This is a genomic window from uncultured Chitinibacter sp., from assembly GCF_945957625.1.
Lineage (GTDB): Bacteria > Pseudomonadota > Gammaproteobacteria > Burkholderiales > Chitinibacteraceae > Chitinibacter > Chitinibacter tainanensis.
On record NZ_CAMFLP010000004.1, the window covers coordinates 120,038 to 137,440 of the forward strand.

17 protein-coding genes, 1 tRNA gene and 1 pseudogene are annotated in these 17,403 nt (G+C 56.1%); 5 read left to right on the top strand and 14 right to left on the bottom strand.

The features are described 5' to 3' along the window. Nucleotides 1–14: 14 nt before the first annotated feature. Together QV747_RS07225 and QV747_RS07230 are read right to left on the bottom strand one after the other, a co-directional pair. Nucleotides 15–512: a YHS domain-containing (seleno)protein gene (locus QV747_RS07225; RefSeq protein ID WP_273430104.1), complete on the bottom strand. Its 498-nt coding sequence runs from the start codon at nt 510–512 to the stop codon at nt 15–17. A gap of 59 nt (nt 513–571) precedes the next feature. Beyond that, the gene (locus QV747_RS07230; RefSeq protein WP_028450193.1) at nt 572–1,108 is read right to left on the bottom strand and encodes a carboxymuconolactone decarboxylase family protein; all 537 of its coding nucleotides are present in this window, start codon (nt 1,106–1,108) and stop codon (nt 572–574) included. Between the two features lie 128 nt (nt 1,109–1,236). Here QV747_RS07230 and QV747_RS07235 point away from each other — a divergent pair, with 128 nt between their 5' ends. Beyond that, entirely contained in the window at nt 1,237–2,136 is a 900-nt protein-coding gene (locus QV747_RS07235) for a LysR family transcriptional regulator (protein WP_273430105.1), read from the top strand. Between the two features lie 394 nt (nt 2,137–2,530). Then, nucleotides 2,531–3,877 (top strand): site-specific integrase, encoded by a 1,347-nt coding sequence (locus QV747_RS07240; protein ID WP_273430106.1) that lies wholly within the window; start codon nt 2,531–2,533, stop codon nt 3,875–3,877. Between the two features lie 159 nt (nt 3,878–4,036). Here QV747_RS07240 and QV747_RS07245 read toward each other — a convergent pair whose 3' ends face one another. Together QV747_RS07245 and QV747_RS07250 are read right to left on the bottom strand one after the other, a co-directional pair. Next, complete coding sequence (locus tag QV747_RS07245; RefSeq protein WP_273430107.1) at nt 4,037–4,969, bottom strand: hypothetical protein; 933 nt, start codon at nt 4,967–4,969, stop codon at nt 4,037–4,039. A 930-nt stretch (nt 4,970–5,899) separates the two neighbouring features. Beyond that, on the bottom strand, nt 5,900–6,193 hold the full coding sequence (locus QV747_RS07250) for a hypothetical protein (RefSeq protein ID WP_273430108.1): 294 nt from the start codon (nt 6,191–6,193) through the stop codon (nt 5,900–5,902). Nucleotides 6,194–6,626: 433 nt separating this feature from the next. On the opposite strand from QV747_RS07250, the gene QV747_RS07255 reads away from it, so the two are divergent. Continuing rightward, nucleotides 6,627–7,001, top strand: coding sequence for a hypothetical protein (locus tag QV747_RS07255; protein WP_273430109.1), 375 nt, complete (start codon nt 6,627–6,629; stop codon nt 6,999–7,001). Nucleotides 7,002–7,656: 655 nt separating this feature from the next. Here QV747_RS07255 and QV747_RS07260 read toward each other — a convergent pair. The 6 genes and pseudogenes from QV747_RS07260 to QV747_RS07290 form a co-directional block, all read right to left on the bottom strand. Next, the gene (locus QV747_RS07260; RefSeq protein WP_273430110.1) at nt 7,657–8,643 is read right to left on the bottom strand and encodes an inovirus-type Gp2 protein; all 987 of its coding nucleotides are present in this window, start codon (nt 8,641–8,643) and stop codon (nt 7,657–7,659) included. A 76-nt stretch (nt 8,644–8,719) separates the two neighbouring features. Then, the gene (locus QV747_RS07265; RefSeq protein WP_273430111.1) at nt 8,720–9,121 is read right to left on the bottom strand and encodes a hypothetical protein; all 402 of its coding nucleotides are present in this window, start codon (nt 9,119–9,121) and stop codon (nt 8,720–8,722) included. Nucleotides 9,122–9,282: 161 nt separating this feature from the next. Further along, nucleotides 9,283–9,498, bottom strand: coding sequence for an AlpA family transcriptional regulator (locus tag QV747_RS07270; RefSeq protein ID WP_273430112.1), 216 nt, complete (start codon nt 9,496–9,498; stop codon nt 9,283–9,285). A gap of 489 nt (nt 9,499–9,987) precedes the next feature. Next, nucleotides 9,988–10,064: transfer RNA gene (locus QV747_RS07275), tRNA-Pro, on the bottom strand. 123 nt (nt 10,065–10,187) lie between these two features. Beyond that, nucleotides 10,188–11,075: pseudogene (blaOXA, locus tag QV747_RS16625) on the bottom strand (class D beta-lactamase). A 24-nt stretch (nt 11,076–11,099) separates the two neighbouring features. Then, complete coding sequence (locus tag QV747_RS07290; protein WP_273430114.1) at nt 11,100–11,534, bottom strand: helix-turn-helix domain-containing protein; 435 nt, start codon at nt 11,532–11,534, stop codon at nt 11,100–11,102. A gap of 65 nt (nt 11,535–11,599) precedes the next feature. On the opposite strand from QV747_RS07290, the gene QV747_RS07295 reads away from it, so the two are divergent. Continuing rightward, the gene (locus tag QV747_RS07295) at nt 11,600–12,220 is read left to right on the top strand and encodes a cation transporter (protein ID WP_273430115.1); all 621 of its coding nucleotides are present in this window, start codon (nt 11,600–11,602) and stop codon (nt 12,218–12,220) included. A gap of 64 nt (nt 12,221–12,284) precedes the next feature. Here QV747_RS07295 and QV747_RS07300 read toward each other — a convergent pair whose 3' ends face one another. The 3 genes from QV747_RS07300 to QV747_RS07310 form a co-directional block, all read right to left on the bottom strand. Further along, nucleotides 12,285–12,770 carry an SAM-dependent methyltransferase gene (locus QV747_RS07300; protein ID WP_028450197.1) on the bottom strand — a complete coding sequence of 162 codons (486 nt, stop codon included), beginning with the start codon at nt 12,768–12,770 and terminating at the stop codon, nt 12,285–12,287. An 89-nt stretch (nt 12,771–12,859) separates the two neighbouring features. Then, a complete protein-coding gene (locus QV747_RS07305) occupies nt 12,860–13,699 on the bottom strand; it encodes a bifunctional transcriptional activator/DNA repair enzyme AdaA (protein WP_273430116.1) in 840 nt (279 codons plus the stop codon). 10 nt (nt 13,700–13,709) lie between these two features. Then, nucleotides 13,710–14,474, bottom strand: a complete 765-nt coding sequence (locus tag QV747_RS07310) for an SDR family oxidoreductase (protein WP_273430117.1) — start codon at nt 14,472–14,474, stop codon at nt 13,710–13,712. Between the two features lie 390 nt (nt 14,475–14,864). Here QV747_RS07310 and QV747_RS07315 point away from each other — a divergent pair, with 390 nt between their 5' ends. Beyond that, nucleotides 14,865–15,941, top strand: coding sequence for a S9 family peptidase (locus QV747_RS07315; protein ID WP_273430118.1), 1,077 nt, complete (start codon nt 14,865–14,867; stop codon nt 15,939–15,941). Between the two features lie 104 nt (nt 15,942–16,045). Here the strand turns inward: QV747_RS07315 and QV747_RS07320 are convergent, their stop codons facing one another. Then, nucleotides 16,046–17,305 carry a hypothetical protein gene (locus QV747_RS07320; RefSeq protein WP_273430119.1) on the bottom strand — a complete coding sequence of 420 codons (1,260 nt, stop codon included), beginning with the start codon at nt 17,303–17,305 and terminating at the stop codon, nt 16,046–16,048. Between the last annotated feature and the right edge of the window lie 98 nt (nt 17,306–17,403).

Here is a 17,403-nt window from a genome sequence, read left to right on the forward strand (position 1 = left end):
ACCCATAGTGTCTATTACAGATCTTTAGGTGCTTTATCTTTGATGCTTGGCCATTCCATATTGGCTTTCTTCAGATTGCCGGCCACGTCTTCCAGCCATTTTTTCTGTACTTCTTTATTCACATTCAGGTACAGCTTGCCATCGACCACTTTCCAGGCTTGCGGATCACCATCCAGCTTTTTATCCAGCGCCACGCCCATTGCGCAGAAGCCACCAAATTGCGGCGCAAAGCGCGCTGGGTTGGCATTGAATTTGTCGCGATTGGCTTTGCTGGCGAAGTGATAAGTCACGCCATCGTGCTGTGCGCTGTAGGCCGCATTGCCCAACGTGGGCGCTTTGGCGGTGAAATACGCCACCGGGTCGTAGCCTTTCAGGCCGACGCCTTGGGCATCAACATTAATCGCGGCGGTCGAGTTTTCGTCGTAGGCCATGGCGGTGCCTGGTACGGCAGCGAGGAAGGCGAAGCCCGACATCAAAGTAGCGGCGATCAGGGTTTTGCGAAGGTTCAACATGGGATAGTCCTTTTCAATATGAAGTAGTGAGTGTGGGTACAACGGGGTGCAGCAAACTTTTAAGCCAAAGTCACTTTCGGGAAATCGATTTCCACGCGGCTGGCTTTGCCCAGGATATTGGTCAGCAAATTCATACCCACATGGGTGATGATTTCGACGATGTCGGCATCGGTGAAACCGGCGTTGCGCGCTTCGATCAGCTCGGCGGTGGTGATTTCGCCTTTGTGTTCGGCCAGCGAACGCGCCAGTTTTACGGCGATGGCGGCTTTGGCGTCTTGGCTAGAGCCGGCGCGGTTGGCGGCGATCTCATCGCCATTCAGGCCGGCGCCTTTACCAATCGCGGTATGCGCTGACAGGCAGTATTCGCACGAGTTTTGCTGCGCCAGAGCTAGGGCGATGCGTTCACGGGTTTGCAGATCCAGGCTGCCTTCTTTGGCGATGCCGTGCAGGCCGAGAAAGGCGCGCAGTGCCGCGGGTGAATTGGCAAAGACTTTCAAAAAGTTCGGCACAATCCCCAGCTGGGCGTGGATGGCGTCAAACAGTGCTTGTTGTTCGGCAGTAGCGGTTTCGGTGGTGATGACGGTAATGCGGCTCATGGTGAATTCCTTTCGTTGTTTAGGTTGTTCCGCTCGGTGTTGAGCGAATGAGTGCATTGTGCCGACCTCCACTTGAAAGAAGAATCCATATACCAGACAATAGATTGTTGCTAAAAATGGAATAAATCATGGATCGTTTTCATCAGATGAGCGTGTATGTGGCCGTCGCCGAAACCGAGAGCTTTGCCGCCGCCGCGCGCAAGCTGGCGATGTCGCCCCCGGCGGTGACGCGCGCGGTGGCCGCGCTGGAAGACGATCTGGGCGTGAAATTACTGAACCGCACCACGCGCTATGTGCGCGTCACCGATGCGGGCCAGCGCTATCTGGACGATGCGCGGCGCATTTTGGCCGAAGTGCAAGAAGCGGACGAAGTGGCCGCCGGCATTAATGCCGAGCCGCGCGGGCATCTGACCATCACCGCACCAGTGCTATTTGGCCAGTTGTATGTGATGCCGCAGGTAGTGAAATTTTTGCAGCGCTACCCGGATGTGGATGTATCGGCAATGTTTCTCGATCGGGTGGTGAATATGCTGGAAGAAGGTGTGGATGTGGGTATCCGCATCGGCGCCTTGCCAGACAGCACCATGCGGGCAATACGGGTAGGGCAAGTGCGCCGCGTGCTGTGCGCCTCGCCCGATTATTTGGCGCAATATGGCATTCCGCAAACCCCGCAAGATTTGCTGCAGCACCAGATCGTGGCCGCCAGCAGCATTAGCCCCACGGTGGAATGGAAATTTGGCGAAGATGAGCACAGCAAAGTCGTGCGCATCAAACCGCGCATCACCGTAACCAGCAACGACGGCGCAATCTCGGCGGTACGCAATGGCGCGGGCATTACGCGGCTGATTTCCTATCAGGTAGCTGCACATTTGCAGAGTGGCGAGCTGAAAACGGTGCTAAGCGACTACGAAGCCAAGCCCCTGCCCATCCACATCGTCCACCGCGAAGGCCGCCACGGCTCGGCCAAAATCCGCGCCTTTGTGGATTTTATGGCGCAAGCGCTAAGGGAAAATGGGGCACTGAATTGAGGCGGAGTGAATCAGTCGCGATTGTTTGCCTGGCGGGCTAGGGGTTCAGAATAAAGCTCACTTTGTTCCTAGCGCAACATTTTGTATAAGCCGATGGATAAGCCAACAGGCGTTTGGCCTAGAAATGCAACAAGGGCTTACCACCTAACGATGATAAGCCCTTGTTTTTATTGGTCGGAATAGCGGGATTCGAACTCACTACCCCTTGCACCCCATAAAGGAAGATACGAGTATCACCCTGAATCATACAAACTCAGTCACCCCCATAAAAGCCTTGATTTTACTACACTTTAAACCGATACTCTGTATCATACAGTCTTATATGCACCGATCAAATCGCAAAAGTTTGTCGGGGTAGCTGTCGGGGTAGGAACTCATTTGTCGGGGTAGCAGAATGGCGAGAGCAGAAAATCAATTAACCGTGCTGCAGCTCAAAAAGCTCAAGCCAGAACACAAAGGTGAGCGCCTTTCTGATGGCGGGGGATTGGCTGGGCAAGTGGGATGCAAAGACAAAGTATCCGTAAGTTTTGTTTTCCAATTTCGCAGCCCAGAAACCAGCAAGCGCCGTGAAGTATCGTGCGGCGTATGGCCTGCCGATGACCTCACAGACATTCGGGCAAAACGGGACAACTACCGCAAACAGGTACGAGCCGGAATTGACCCCCTCGCACAGCAGCAACGCGATAAGGATATTGCCGAAGCCGCACGCCTTGCTGCCGAACAAGAAGCCAAAATCAAAGCAGCAGAGACCGCCCGATTAGCGGCAAGGATGACATTTTCCGACCTGTTCGAGCGCTGGGATAAGGTACAACTCAGCAGCCGTAAAGACGGTGGAGCGGAAATCCGCCGAGCCTTCTCCCTCGATGTACTGCCCGCACTCGGAGGGGTTTATGCCGATGAGGTTAATCGCTCCATGATTGCCAAGCTATTGCAGGCCATTGTCGAGCGGGGAAGCCCAAGAATGGCAAACAGGACGCTTTCAGACTTGCGCCAATGCTTTGGCTTTGCAATCGGTGGCGGCCTTTTGGAAAACGATCCAACCAGCCACCTAAAAAAAGCCTCATTCGGCGGCAAGGAAACCGAGCGAGACCGGGTATTGTCCGAAGGAGAGTTACGCTTATTGCTGCAAACTGCCCTACCCGATTCAAACTTGAATAGCCGCGTCAAATCTGCCGTTCGCTTCCTGTTGGCAACGGCTGCCCGAATAGGTGAACTGCTACGGGCTGAGCATTCGCACTTTGATTTGCAAAACAGACTTTGGCATATCCCTAGCGAGAACAGCAAAAACGGAGAGGCGCACACAATCTGGCTATCTGATTTTGCCCTGGCAGCACTATATGAAATGCAATCCTTTGCCGAGCATCCGCGCTGGTTATTCCAAAATCGGGATGGCTCAGCGCATGTGTGCGTAAAAACCATGACCAAACAAATTGGCGACCGGCAAACCAACAAGCCCATGAGTGGCCGCAGCAAAAGCACTGGCGACCTAATTCTGCCTGGCGGCAAATGGACACCTCACGACCTACGACGCACCGCAGCCACCACAATGGCCGAACTGGGCGTAATGCCACACGTTGTCGAACGATGCTTGAACCACGTGGAAGCCAACAAGGTTGCTCGCACCTACAACCGCAGCCGCCTTTCAGATGAACAACAGGCGGCCTTTGAGCTACTAGGCAATAGGCTTGCCTTGCTGGCAAATCCATCCGCCAGCAATGTAATCCCTTTGCGGACGGCATAGGCGCACAGGGCGATTTTCAAACTCGCTAAAGCCACAAAAGCCAGACCGTACTAGACCAACGGGCTTCAATTACCTTTGGTGGTTCAGCAAAAACTCTGACTCTAGTTCAAATCTATCCATCGAGCGCAGTCTTGCAATAAGCGACCGACAGATACCGGATTACGTTTTCAGCACGGCCTGACCGTTTTTAACAACATAGCGATTACCGTCTTTGCCGATCAGCTCCGTGCCTTCGGCATAAGGCGCAGCATTGGCGCCAGCGGCGCCTGGGGTCTGCATCGGCTGGTATTGGCCGGTTTCCTGATTGAACACGTAGCCCGTTTTCGGTAGTGGCATGCCGTTGCTGTCATTGCCGCCGCCCAGCTCCACCACCTTGAATTTGTTTTCCAGTCCGGGCGCTTTGCCCTGTAGCGTCATCAGCTGCGCAGCTAGCTGTTTGCGTTTTGCGCCGCCGGGGTCATTGGTGTCGTTCAGCGCCATATAATCGCCGCGCAGCTTGGCCAGCTGCTGCTGTTCCTGCTGTGCCATCGCTTTGGTGCTGTTATCAAGCTGCTTGGCCTGCATGCCCAAGCGCGCCTCATTCGGGTTGACGGGCTTAGTGGCGGCCAACACATTCCCCACTGCTTGAATCAGCTGCGGATTGCGGCTCCTGAGTGCGCGCTGAATCAGATCATTGGCGCGCTGCCCTTCGCCACCATCGGCCTTGCCGCCTGGCAGATAGTCCTCCGCCCGACCGCCATGCACATCAGCCATGCGGGCCGCGTGTAGTTCGCGCTCAGCCTGATTGCCGCGCTCGATGGCATCACGATCCACGCTCACAGTAGACACATTGCCCACTTGGCCACTCAGGCCGGGCACGGTATTCATGCCTTCGGCGGGGTTGCTGGTGTTGCTGCCATATAGCGGGACGCCGTTCGCCTGCTTGGTGAGGCCAAAGCCCTGCGACTCTGCGCGCTGCTTGGCCAAGGCTTGATTGATTGGGTTGTTGGGGTCGTTTTTGTCCAGCTTGGTCGGCGGCATGCTGCGCGGGTCAAGCGCTGGTTTTTCTGCTGCAGGTAGGCCGGGCGCCTGTTTATTGTCCGGCTGAGGCATAGCGACGATGCTTTTACCACCATCTGCCGTATACGAGCCTGGCGCATAATACTGGCCAGCCCCGTCTCTGGCATATAGACCGGGAGCAGCGACTGGTGCGCCTGCATTCGCCGTTGGAGCTTTTTTTGGCAAGGTAGTCAGGCCCGGGCTTGCGGCGCGGACTTGATTTACATGACCTTGAATTTGATTGTCAATTGCCCCTACTGCCATTCCAGGGATAAGCATCATGCCCAACGGACTCGCCACTGAACCTTTTGCAAAATCACCAACCTTGCCTGTTAGCAGTGACTTAGCATTTCCCTTGAGCCCTGCTTTAACAATGGGGTCAGCCGATGCTTTAGCCGCTTGCGCCCCCTTGCTGAGCAGGGTGCTAGCGCGATCCATGAGCCCAGGTGCTTGCAATGGCTTCATGCCTGGCGCTTTGGGCGCAGTAGCTTCCGCCTGCTTGAGTAGGCTATCGGCACTAGGGCGCTGCGTTTTAAGCCAGTTTTCTACATTGCTTTGCATTCCTGGCGCAGACAGGTTTGATGAGGCGATACCCGCGCGATTGCTGTAGAAAACATCACTATTAGTTAGCCCCGGTACTTGCTGACTCATAATTGGCAATTCCTTAAAAACAAAAAGCCCGACAGCAGCAGTTTGCATGTTCGGGCTTTCTGTGGTTGCCGGAACGGATATTTTACCCCGTCGGACGTTCAACAACGCACTGTATCAAAAGTGTTTTTTCTGTATGTTTGTAAACATATAAGATTGTAAGATTACATACATTCAAAGCATCTAAAACAACAAGATTTTATATCTTTGCAGCTATGTAGCTATGTAGCTATGTAGAAATACTGAAATATTGAAATAAGTGGCGAAGCCCTGCCAGGGGCTTTGCCGGTACTGCCTGCCATCGTTGACATCGGTTCTTGCTGGCGCTCAGAGGAGTCAATCGCTCAGCAAACTTTTGCCGCCAGCGCGCGCCTCTTCAATCGTAAATGTTAGCTGAGACATGAGGCTGCCAACTTCGACCAGCAAGCAACCAATGCCGTGCGCAATTTGCTCATTGCAATCGTTTGATTGAGTAATCAGATGGCCAACCGATTCAAGCCCCTGTGACAATTGCATAAGGCGGCTATTGGCCTCCATGATAATCAGCTCGGAACGCCATTGTTTCTGACGAAATTCATGGCCTATGGCCAACATTTCGGCCAAAGAGGGAATCTCGGTAATGGTATGCATGGTATTGCTCCAATGTAGGTTTGAGTTACCTGCCGCTCAACGCCAATTGAGGGTGGCAGGTACATAGCAGGGTTGGCGTATCAGTACATTGGAACCGACGCTGCCGAGGCAGCCCCCACTACGACCTACCATAAAGGACGCAACTGTAGTGGTAACGGACGTAAAAATACCGCTCTGCAGCGGTTTATCCGCCAATGTAATCGAGACGCCAATCTCGGTGCCGCTATTAAACGGTACGCTTGAACTATGACCTTGCGGGTACGACCTGTCAAGATACCCCGCGCAGCGCTCATGCTCGTTGGGACAGCTCGGCATGAAAAACTTTACGCGGTTTCAACCACACAACAAGAGCAGCTCACTTGCACTCTGCGAAAAAACCAAAATTTACGCTTAAACTTATCGATATTTAGTGACTTTCAAGTGGCAGCTCATTATGCATATTATCTTAGCCTTGCTACTGGCCGTTTCACTGCACGCCCAAGCGGGAGTGTCGTCAGACAGCAGCTGGCGCGACGACGACATCAGTTGCCCTCCGAAGGACCAGGTTTGTGAACGCAAAATGGCTCGCGTTGTAGCGCTAGAACAAGCCCGACAGGCCGCCGAACGTCGCGACCATCCAGAAACCGAATTATTCAAAAATCTACTTGGCGTTCTATTCCTTGGCGGCATCGTCTGGGTGTTTATCAGCCAGTTTCGTTTCGAAACTCATCAATCCGAAGAGAAAAAAAAGGCACGACAACAAGCTCTCGACAATTCGGGCAGCCAAAAGTTTGAGCACCAGAATCATGGAAAAAATCAGGACTCCTAATTTAATAAGGACTCTCCCGACCTCAACACACAGAACAAAGAAGCAGCGTTATTCGGCAGAAACCATGGAAACCACGCTGGTAACCACATATTGGAAACCATTGAGGTCACTGCTACTCCCCCTTTTGGCCAAGCCAAAAAGTGGCTTTTGCTTGTAACAGCTCGTGGATTGTTACAGCTCACACCCGCATAAACTAAGGCTTTCCGCTGTAACAGTGCAGCTGTAACAGTATTGGTTGAACGGCGAAAAATAAGGGTTGGCAGTTCAAACTTGCTCAAGATAACTCTAAAACCCTGCTACCCGAAGCCATTAACCACCAAAGGTTAACTCGTCTAACATGCATTGAATGCTTTGCTTGATACGCACAGCCTCGCGCGCAGGGGTGCGAAGTTTGCTGCGAACCCAGGCACCAGAAAACCAGCACCAGCCCGTGAAAATACTGGCTTAGCGGCCAGTTCGCAGATAGCTTTCGGGAGCGAAATAGGTTTGCAGGTACGCACGCCCATTTCTCGCGCGTAAGGGGTGCGTACTGGCCAGCATTCGGCCGACCAACTATGCCGCGCCGCAACTCGGCTACACTGACGGTACGCCCCGAGTGCCCAGACTCTGCAATTGCAGTTTTGGCGACAGGCACGGTTCCCATAGGGGTGCCCTGTCAGACCTGCATTTTGGGTAATGGTGGCGGCCTCGCCGGTCCCGGCGCATCTCTGGCGAAACTTATCGACGGATTAGCGACACGGAAGCATCGCCACGGCGCAGGCCGATTGAATCCCGCAACGGCTCGACGTGTCACTTGCAATACTGAAGAAGGCGCAACGGAGCTCACCACCTCGTTGGCCAGCAGCGCAACCCCATCCGACGGTTCCAGTGGGGTCAGCAACGGTTCACCATCCGCCAGCTTCGCAACCTTCGAGCGCCCAAAAATTCGCCGTCCGGCCTCTCTGACTTTGGTATTGCACTTCGCCAAATAGCCTACATGATGCCGAAAATTGATTGCGGCCTCAGGGTTTTTCAGGTCGTGAACGGCAAGGCGTTTTGTTTGCTTGTCACGACTCAGATGATAAGACTCCAGCCATCCGCGCGCGGTCAATTTTCTCAGCATACCAACAACAGGGCCAATCCAATGGGCGCGACGCTCAAAGAACAGCACTGCGTGATAATGCGGGTAATCTCCCGGCCTGTCATCGTAATCAGCCGGACGAATCTCACGAACCCAAACATACCCCGGTCGCAGACCGCCCACACGGAAGCAATGCTCTGCCAGTCGCTTCATCACCTCTGACGGGCTGCCATCTTGCAACAAGGTGAAACGCAACACCACCGCAGCTGGCCGACGCATTAGCCGCATCGCGTCTGCGGTCACAGCATCAATTGCATCCAGTATCGGGGCGTATGCCTGCCTCACCTTCTGCCGACTGGCTGGAATGACCACAACCTGCCTACGCCGTGCCATATCGGGCTGAGTTGAGGTGGAACCGGAGACACTAGACTTATTCCCAGCCAGCGCCGAATCCCTCAAGCCGCGCCGTTGCTGGTGCTCCGCCGGTATCAGAATCGGATTTTTTGCGCGACTTAGCGCAGGCTGCGAGACAAACAAAAACGGCGTCACATCGATGCCGCTCAGCTCATTCGCCCACATCATGCGAGCAGCAACACGGCGCACAACAAAGCAGCGAGAAACAGCGATTGCAGACGCAACTCCCAAAAGCACCCCGCCCTCATTTCGCAGGCTCCAAGGACTTGAGCCAAGCACGAATAGCCCGATAACTCGCAGGACTGATTGCGTAGAATCCGGCCTGGCAAACCTCGTCGTGGCGATCAATTACCGGGATGCGTCGGCACAACCAAACGATGCCGCATTTCTTTCTTAGATTCGCCATCAAATCCGGCCCGTTTGAGCAGCCAACAGCGCAATCAAATGCTTCTCGGCTAATCAAGTTGCCGCACTCAAACGAATCGGCCAAAACACTCAGCGCCGTTTGCCAGCGTGCATTACCAGGCCTCGGCGGCGAGAAACATATTGCCCCCGGCTGGAAGCTTTGTTTTTTAACCGCAAGCTCGTTGTAGAGCTGGAGCTGCCCTAACTGGCTGAGTGCATTTTTAGGTAGGCGGGCGGTCATAGCTCAGTCCCTTGAAAACGGAACATTCGTTCTATATGATGTGTATTGATGGTCATAGACAACCTCATTACAAAGCGCCTCACGGCGTAAAAAAGCCCCGGTGAAATCAACACCGGGGCTTTATTCTTTCTGGATGCCAGCCTGCCTACTGGCAATGCCGGTCATTTAGCATTCTCAGCAAACGCTTTCTCCAGAAACGCATCCAAATCTGCCCGACGGAATAGGCTGATGGCTGGGCTCAGCTTAACCGGAGGAGGCAGCTTTCCTTCGGCAACGAGCCGCCATGTGTGGGACAAGCTAATCCCAAGATACTGCGCAGCAAACTTTGGACGCAAAGCAGGAGATTGAGCGGACTGAATTTGTGATGCTTTACTCATGGTTTTTTCTCCAGAAACGAAAAAACCCGCACAAAGGCGGGTAGTAGGCAAAAAAAAGCCCCGCACGGTTCCGGTGCGGGGCTTTCGATGTTCGCGTGGCTTAGTTGTATGTTCAAAAATTGCAACTTCGCTCACTATGGCATATTAAGTGTGCCATGCGGAAATTAGGGGCGCAAGCGCTTTACACGGCATAGGGCAACAACAGACAAAATAAAAGCCCCACACGGTTCAGGTGCAGGGCTTTGATGCTTGGTTATCGTTGTTGCATGTTCAGCTACTCGCACCAACGGTCACTATGACACTTTCAGTATGCTAAATTCCAATTACGGGCGCAAGCGCTTTGCACGGCATAGTGCAACAACAGACAAAAAGCTTCGTTGGAGGTGATAGCAAAATACTTTGTCGGGGTAGGTGTCGGGGTAAGGGACAACAAACAGACAAAAAGCAACAAGGGCTTACCACCTTGCGATGATAAGCCCTTGTTTTTATTGGTCGGAATAGCGGGATTCGAACTCGCGACCCCTTGCACCCCATGCAAGTGCGCTACCAGGCTGCGCCATATTCCGATACATTGAATTTTAACAGCAACCGCGAAGTGACTCAAGCCTTGGCGGGGCTTGGCGGTGGGGATTAAGGTTTGTGGTGATGCATACCCACCACTGTATCTACTCGCAACCCAATTAAATCAATTACTTGCTAGGTATACCCTCAAGCAACCCTAGTGCGCGCAAGCTGGCTTTAACGCGCGCAGGGCGGGCGGCTAGATCGGTGCCGGGTGGGGTATCCATATTCAGGGCGTATACATACAGCTGCCCGCCCTGTGTGAGCCAGCCTACCTGCCAACCGATGCTGGGCTGCTGGCTGCCGGTCCAGCCGGTTTTACCGTAGAGCTGCCAGCCGGCGGTGTTTTCCAGCAGGCTAATCTCGCGCACGGCGGCTTGCTGGGCGGCAGGGTAAGGTAGTTGACCTTGAGCCAGCCGGCTTAAAAATTGGACTTGCTCGCTGGCGCTAATCTGCAGCGCGCCCTGCCCGAGCCAGAATTGGTCAATGGCCTTGCCGATTTTGGCGTTGCCGTAATTGAGCTCGGTTAGCGCGGCCTGCATCTGCGTTGGCCCGATGCGGCGGGCGAGCGTTTAATAGGCCAAGACATTGGACACTTTAATCGCTTGCCGCAAACTCATGTCTTGCGCCCAGCTGGGCAAAAACACCGGCTCGCCCCGATAGTGGAAAAATACTTCGTCCACACTGGCTACCGCGCCAGTATGCAGGCCGATCAGGCTGTGGGGGATTTTGAACGTAGAGGCGGGGCTAAAGCGCTGCTGCGCGCGGGCCAGATCATTGGTCAGCCAGCGATTGCTGGCTACATCCTGCACCACAATCACCCCAGCCGCGCCTTGCATGGCGGTAACGAGACGCGGGTCTTCTTTTAGGGGTATTGCCGCTAAAGCCATATTAGCCAATAGCCCCAGCGCTATACCTGTGATGAATTTATACATCGCCACTTCCCGCCCAAAACAGCCAGCATACGCAAAAGCCGCCATAACCCACAAGGCAATATCACCACTACCGCGCGGCATGGCCGATAGCGAAGTGGGCAGAATTTATGCCCTTGCGGCGTGCTGGGCATCGCACTGCGGGCAGGTGCGGTTTTCCAGTGTTTCGAGCAGCCGGCAATGGCCAGCGGCATCACTGTCGCAGCCGGCCAGCGTTTGTAGCGCGCTGTGTAAAGCCTGCAAATCGCGAATCCGCGCGGCCACGGCCTCTAGCTGGCGCTGCACCAGCGCATCGGCATCGCGGCAAGGCGCATCGGGGTGGGCGGCCAGATCCAATAGGCCGCGAATATCTTCAATCGCAAAGCCCAGCTCGCGGGCGCGGCGAATAAACCCCAGCCGCGTGACGGCATCGGCCCCGTAGCGGCGATAGCCATTGGCCGCGCGCGGCGGCGCGGGCAACAGCCCAATGCGTTCGTAATAGCGAATGGTTTCGGCATGCACACCGCTGGCCTGCGCCAGCTGCTGGGTGGTGAGGGTGGCCATGCTTGACTCCGTAGTGGCTACAGGGTTCAGCATACCTGCATCATTCTTCGATGTGGAGCAAAACCATGGGAGCAGCATGTCACGGTGGGTGCAGTGGGGCTACGGCGGTGGTCGACCCGCGTTATCGGCAAATTTTATGGCTGGCGCTATTGGCTAATGCCGGGATGTTTGGACTGGAGCTGTGGGCCGGGGCGGCAGCGGGCTCGGTGTCGCTGCTGGCCGATTCGCTGGATTTTTTAGGCGATGCGGCCAATTACGCGCTGAGTCTGTGGGTATTGGGGCTCAGCCTCAGCACCCGGGCGCGGGCTTCGCTGGTGAAAGCGGCCAGCATGGCGCTGTTTGGCGTGGGGGTGCTGCTGGCCAGCGGTTGGCGGGCTTGGCAGGGCGGCGTACCCGAGCCGCTCACCATGGGTTGGGTGGGTATGCTGGCGCTGTTGGTGAATCTGGGCGTGGCGCTGCTGCTGTATGCGCACCGACATGGCGATAGCAATCGGCAAAGCGCGTGGCTGTGTTCGCGCAACGATGCGATTGGTAATCTGGCGGTTTTGCTGGCGGCAGCGGGGGTGTTTGGCACCGGCCGCAGCTGGCCGGATTTACTGGTGGCCACCATCATGGCCAGCCTAGCGCTGAGTGCAGCTCTGCAGGTATTGCGCCAAGCGCGGCATGAATTAAAGCACGCACAATAATACCCAGCAGGTGTATTCACCACTAAAGCAAAATTAGCGAGCCCGATGGGTCAATACCCCTGCCCTATTCCGGTGTAGCCGCGGGCAACCAATAGGCCTGCATCAGCTCGCTGGCCCATGCGGGCTGCTGCACCGCTTGGCGCGGCAAAAATTCGGCCAGAACGGGTTTGAGATCCACCACCGGCGTGCCGGCAATCGCATCCAGCTCGGCCACGGTGAGGGTGCGCCCGGCCACGCTCACCACACGGCAAATGGTGGAGCCCAGCCGATTGGGGCGATTTTTGCCACGCTGGGCAAAGATGCCTACCTTGGGCCAGGCCGGGTTATTGCGCGGGTGGCGGGCGGCCGACTCGATTTTGTGCGCGGCCACCTGATGAAACACGAAGAGCACTTCCACATGCGAAAACTCGGCCAGCCCGGCTAGTGCCTCGGCCGGGTAATCGTCGGTAAGGGTAATCTGCGCCAGCGTGCCGCCCCAGTGATCGTCTTCGGGCGCGCTGCGGCTGGCCGCCACATAGGCAATAGGGGCAAGAGAAAAGGTGTCGTTCATTGGGCCTCCGGCTGGGTATGGGCGCAGCCGGCGGCCGCGCCCTGCCCACTCTAGCGTATGCGGCGGGGCTTTGTCTGTGGTGTGCGGGGCTAGATCACAGGCGCGGCCTGCAGCTGCTCCCAGGTTTGGATCATCAACTTTTTGCCCAAGCCCCAGCGATAGCCGCCCAGCGCCCCACTTTGCTGAATCACCCGATGGCAGGGAATGAGCAAGGCCACGGGATTGGCGCCGATGGCATTGCCCACGGCCCGTGCCGCCGTCGGCCGCCCCACGGCCGCCGCGATCTGCCCGTAGCTCGTGAGCGCCGCGGGCGGGATATTCAATAAAGCGCGCCACACCGCCAGCTGAAAATTGGTGCCGGCCACATGCAGCGACACCGGCCCTGCCGCGGCGGCATCTGCCGCACCAAACATCGCGGCCACCACTGGCGCGGTGGCGGCTGGGTTTTCGCGGATGGTACTCAGCGGCCAAGCTTGCTGCAGCTCGGCCAGCAACGTGGCGGGGGAATGAAAATCCAGCAGCTCGGCGCGGCAGACCCCGCGCGGAGTTTGTGCTAGCCACAGCGGCCCCACCGGCGTGGCGTGTAGGCCATATTCGATCACCAGCCCCGCGCCACGGCTTTTGTATTCGCCGGGCGTGACCGCGGCCAGCTGCACAAAATGATCATGCAGGCGCGAGCCACCACTCAGCCCCAGCGCATGAGCGGTTTCCAGCACCGAGGCAGATTGATCGAGCAGCGCCTTGCCCCGCTCCAGCGTCAGCGCCTGCAAAAACCGCTTGGGCGTGGTGCCGGCCCAGCGGCAAAACAGCCGCTGAAAATGAAACGGACTCAGGTGCACCGCGCTGGCCACGGCGGCAAGGCTAGGCTGCTCGTGCGCATGCGCCGCTAAATACTGCATGGCCTGCGCCACGCGCTGGAAATCTGACATCTGCGCCCCCTTACACCCGCTGAATCGACACCCCACCATCCACCAACATGGCGGTGCCGGTGGTAAAGCTTGCCTCATCCGAGGCCAAATACAAAGCCGAACGGGCAATTTCGGCGGGCGTAGCCATGCGTTTGAGCGCATGCAGCTGCTGCACCAGCGCGATGGCTTCGGGCGTATTGGCAAATTCGCGCCCGGCCGGCGTATCGGTGCCGCCGGGGAGTAGTGCATTCACCCGAATCTGCTGCGCACCATATTCGCTGGCCAATACTTGCGTCAGGCCAATCAGCCCGGCTTTGCTGGCGGCATAGGCCGCCATGCCCGGCATACCGGCGGTATAGCCGACAAATGTAGACGTAAAAATCAGCGAGCCGCCCTGCCGCGCCGCCATCACCGGCAGCTGATATTTGGCGGCTAGAAAGGCGCTAGTGAGGTTAATGGCCAGTACCTGATTCCAATCCGCCAGACTCAGCTGCGTGGCCGGCCCCATTTCACCCAAAATGCCCGCATTATTAAAAGCAATATCCAGCCCACCATATTCATCCACCGCCCGCGCCACCAGCGCCTGTGCAAACGCTTCATTCCCCACATCGCCCGCCAGCGCGCTCGCCCGTCCACCGGCCGCCCGAATTTGCGCCACCAAATCGTGCAAAGGCGCCGCTCGCCGCGCCGCCACTACCACCGCCGCCCCTTCGCGGGCAAACAGCGCTGCCGTGGCATGGCCAATGCCGCTGCTTGCCCCGGTAATGATCGCTACTTTATTGGCTAAACGCCCCATGGTGCTTCCCCTTATCAGATGAGACTTAGGCCCATGCCTAAGTTGGCCTCATCCTACGGCGCCGCCCCCGCCATGCCGACCCGAATCTTGCGCAATTGAAGCAGGATGGTTGCGGCGTGATGCCCCGCCATGATCACTAGGGGTATATCGCTCAACACATTATTTAAAAATGGCTACAAGCCTATACCCAAGAGATCAAATTGGGCTTAGCGGCATGGCGCTGCAACCGAATTGAAATGACGCAGATCTTTCTAAATCTGTATGATTGGCATTTATGCCAAGCGCATCAGCATGGCTTGCCACCGGCCTAGGCTGGATGGCCGCAGTCACACCGCAACGAAATGCCGCACGCGCACACGGCCTCACCTTAGCCACTGGGAGTACATCTGTTTGCACCACAAATTACGTCGTCGGCTATGGCTGGCCTGCGCCTGCGCAGTTTTGCTCCTACTGGCGGCGCTGCTCTTGGCGCAGCGCCATGAGCTCCGCGCCCAGCAGCAAGTCGAGCTCACCTTTCGCCAGCAGCAAAATCAGCTCGCCGGCACATTATTATTACCTGCCGGCCAGGGGCCTTTTCCGGTGGTGTTGCTGGTGCATGGCGATGGGCCGCAAACCCGCGGGCTAGATCGCTACACGCAGATCATCAATGCGTTTTTGGCGGTCGGCATCGCGTGTTTTAGCTGGGACAAACCGGGCACCGGCCAATCCACTGGCGATTGGCTGCAGCAATCGATGGCCGATCGGGCGCAGGAAACGCAGGCCGCCATGCAAATGCTGGCCCAGCGCAAAGACATTCAGCCGCAACACATTGGCGTGCTGGGGTTTTCCCAAGCCGGCTGGGTTTTACCCATCGTCGGCACGCAGCAACCCGCCCCCGCTTACCTGATCACCGTTGGCGCGGCGCTCGACTGGCAGGCGCAGGGGGCTTATTTCACCCAGCAACGCCTACGCCGCGCGGGCCTTAGCGCGCCAGCTATGGCGCAAGCACTGCAATGGCAACACGCCGCGCCGCAGCCTTCGCTCTCGCTCAGCTTTGCCGACTATCACCAGCAATATCAGGCTTACCTCGCCCAACACCCCGCCCCCGCTGGGGCCAATACCGAGCCACTAAGCGCCGCGCGCTATCATTTCATCGCGCTCAATCATCATGCCAATAGCCGCGCGCAGCTGAGCAAGCTGCCAACGCCAATACTGGCGATTTGGGGCCAAGATGATTTGAATGTAGATGCCGCCGCGAACGCGCAGGCCTTTGCTGCCCTCCTGAAACCCCAAGCCCACCCGCAGCATCGAGTCGCCATCATCCCGCAGGCCGATCACACCATGCTCGATTCGGCCACCTACAGCATGCAACTACCCAGCGAATGGACATGGTGGATGACGCTACGCTATTTCATCGCCGCCGAACACGCCTTCGCCCCAGCGTTTTTGCCGCTGATTGTGGAGTGGGCTAAAAGGCATTCGCAGTAAGTGATAGCCCTGTTCGAGTGACACCGCCTTCTGCGTGCCCCGAACCCAAGCAAAATTAAGCCGAGCCTAACAGGCTCGGCTTATCAAGGCAGAATGCCCGCAACTCAATACACCGCTGGGTAGCCTGTCCAATTGGGGGTAATGAAGTTAATCTGCCGCACATAAAACAAGCTCTGATAGGCGCGACCAAAACGGTTCGGTGTTTGCGCGGTAAAGTTCACCTCACGGATACTTCTTTTACCCAACTCGGCTCTGGCCGCGGCATCCGTCGGATAAGGCATATAAACAAGCGCCCCCACCTGGTCTAATTCAAATTCCAAGCTACCGCTTAATACGATTTCATCGGGGCTATTGACTTTGCTGGCGGTGATATTGGTAGTGTGAATTTGCGTGCCATAGCGCTTGGCGAGCACGCTGCCGGTACTTTCCTGCAGGGTGGATCCTGCGGCAAAACCATGCAAGGCATGCGTGAGTACAATGGCTTTTTTCCCAGCAAATGGGCCATCCAGCAGCCAAATTGCGTTGTTTCCCGCAGCATGGTCACGCGCATTGTAGTCCAGTACTTTTGGCGTATTCCACACATAACCCGCTGTTCCGCCCAAGCTATTCACTGCGCGGCACCAGAAGCCATCCGAGTCAAAGCGATACTGATTTGTAGCGGGGGCAGTACAAAACTCAGTTTTCACCAGCTCCAAAACCCGCTTAAATACCGCCAGATCGGCAGGCGCATCGGTGTATTCAGGGTTGGTTGTTACGCGTTGAGCGATAGTTTTGAAGGTGCTCCATTGCGGATCCAATAATACCGCCGCATTGCGAGCCTGCAGCCGTGCTTCTAGCCGCGAAACAAAAAGCCCAGTTGACGCCACGCCTTCCATCATCACATCAATCCCGGCCAGCTCCATGGGCTTGGCACCTGCTTGAGCCTGATCGACATAGGCAAACATTTTTTGCCCATGGGCATCTCGCGAAAACCCATAAAACGCGCGACCTGGTGCCGACACGGAGAAAGCCATCGATCGGTTCTGCTTGAGTTCATTCATATTGGCAACATCAAACATCCCACTTTCGATTAGCAGAACATCAAAGCCTTTGTTTTCATGCAGATACCGGATTAGGCGGGCATTTAAATCCATCACCTGAGCGACAACGTGTGAAGGCTCGGTGAGCACCACAATGCTTGAATCACCGACCGCTCGGCCAAAACTCGCCAAATCTGCATCAGTGATGGCATCGATATCGCTCGTGGAAAAGGCTTGGGCCGTTTTTCTCAGATCAACCGCAGTTTCACTGCTGGAGCCGCCATCACTCCCACCACCACAAGCGGTGAGTGTTAACGCCAAAATAGCCGGCAGAATCAATTTCATTTGTAGTGAGGCCTAAAGTTAAAACCCCCAAAATCTTACACTAAACAACTTTACAATTACAAAAACCAAACAAAACCTAGCCAAAAGCGATACAAATG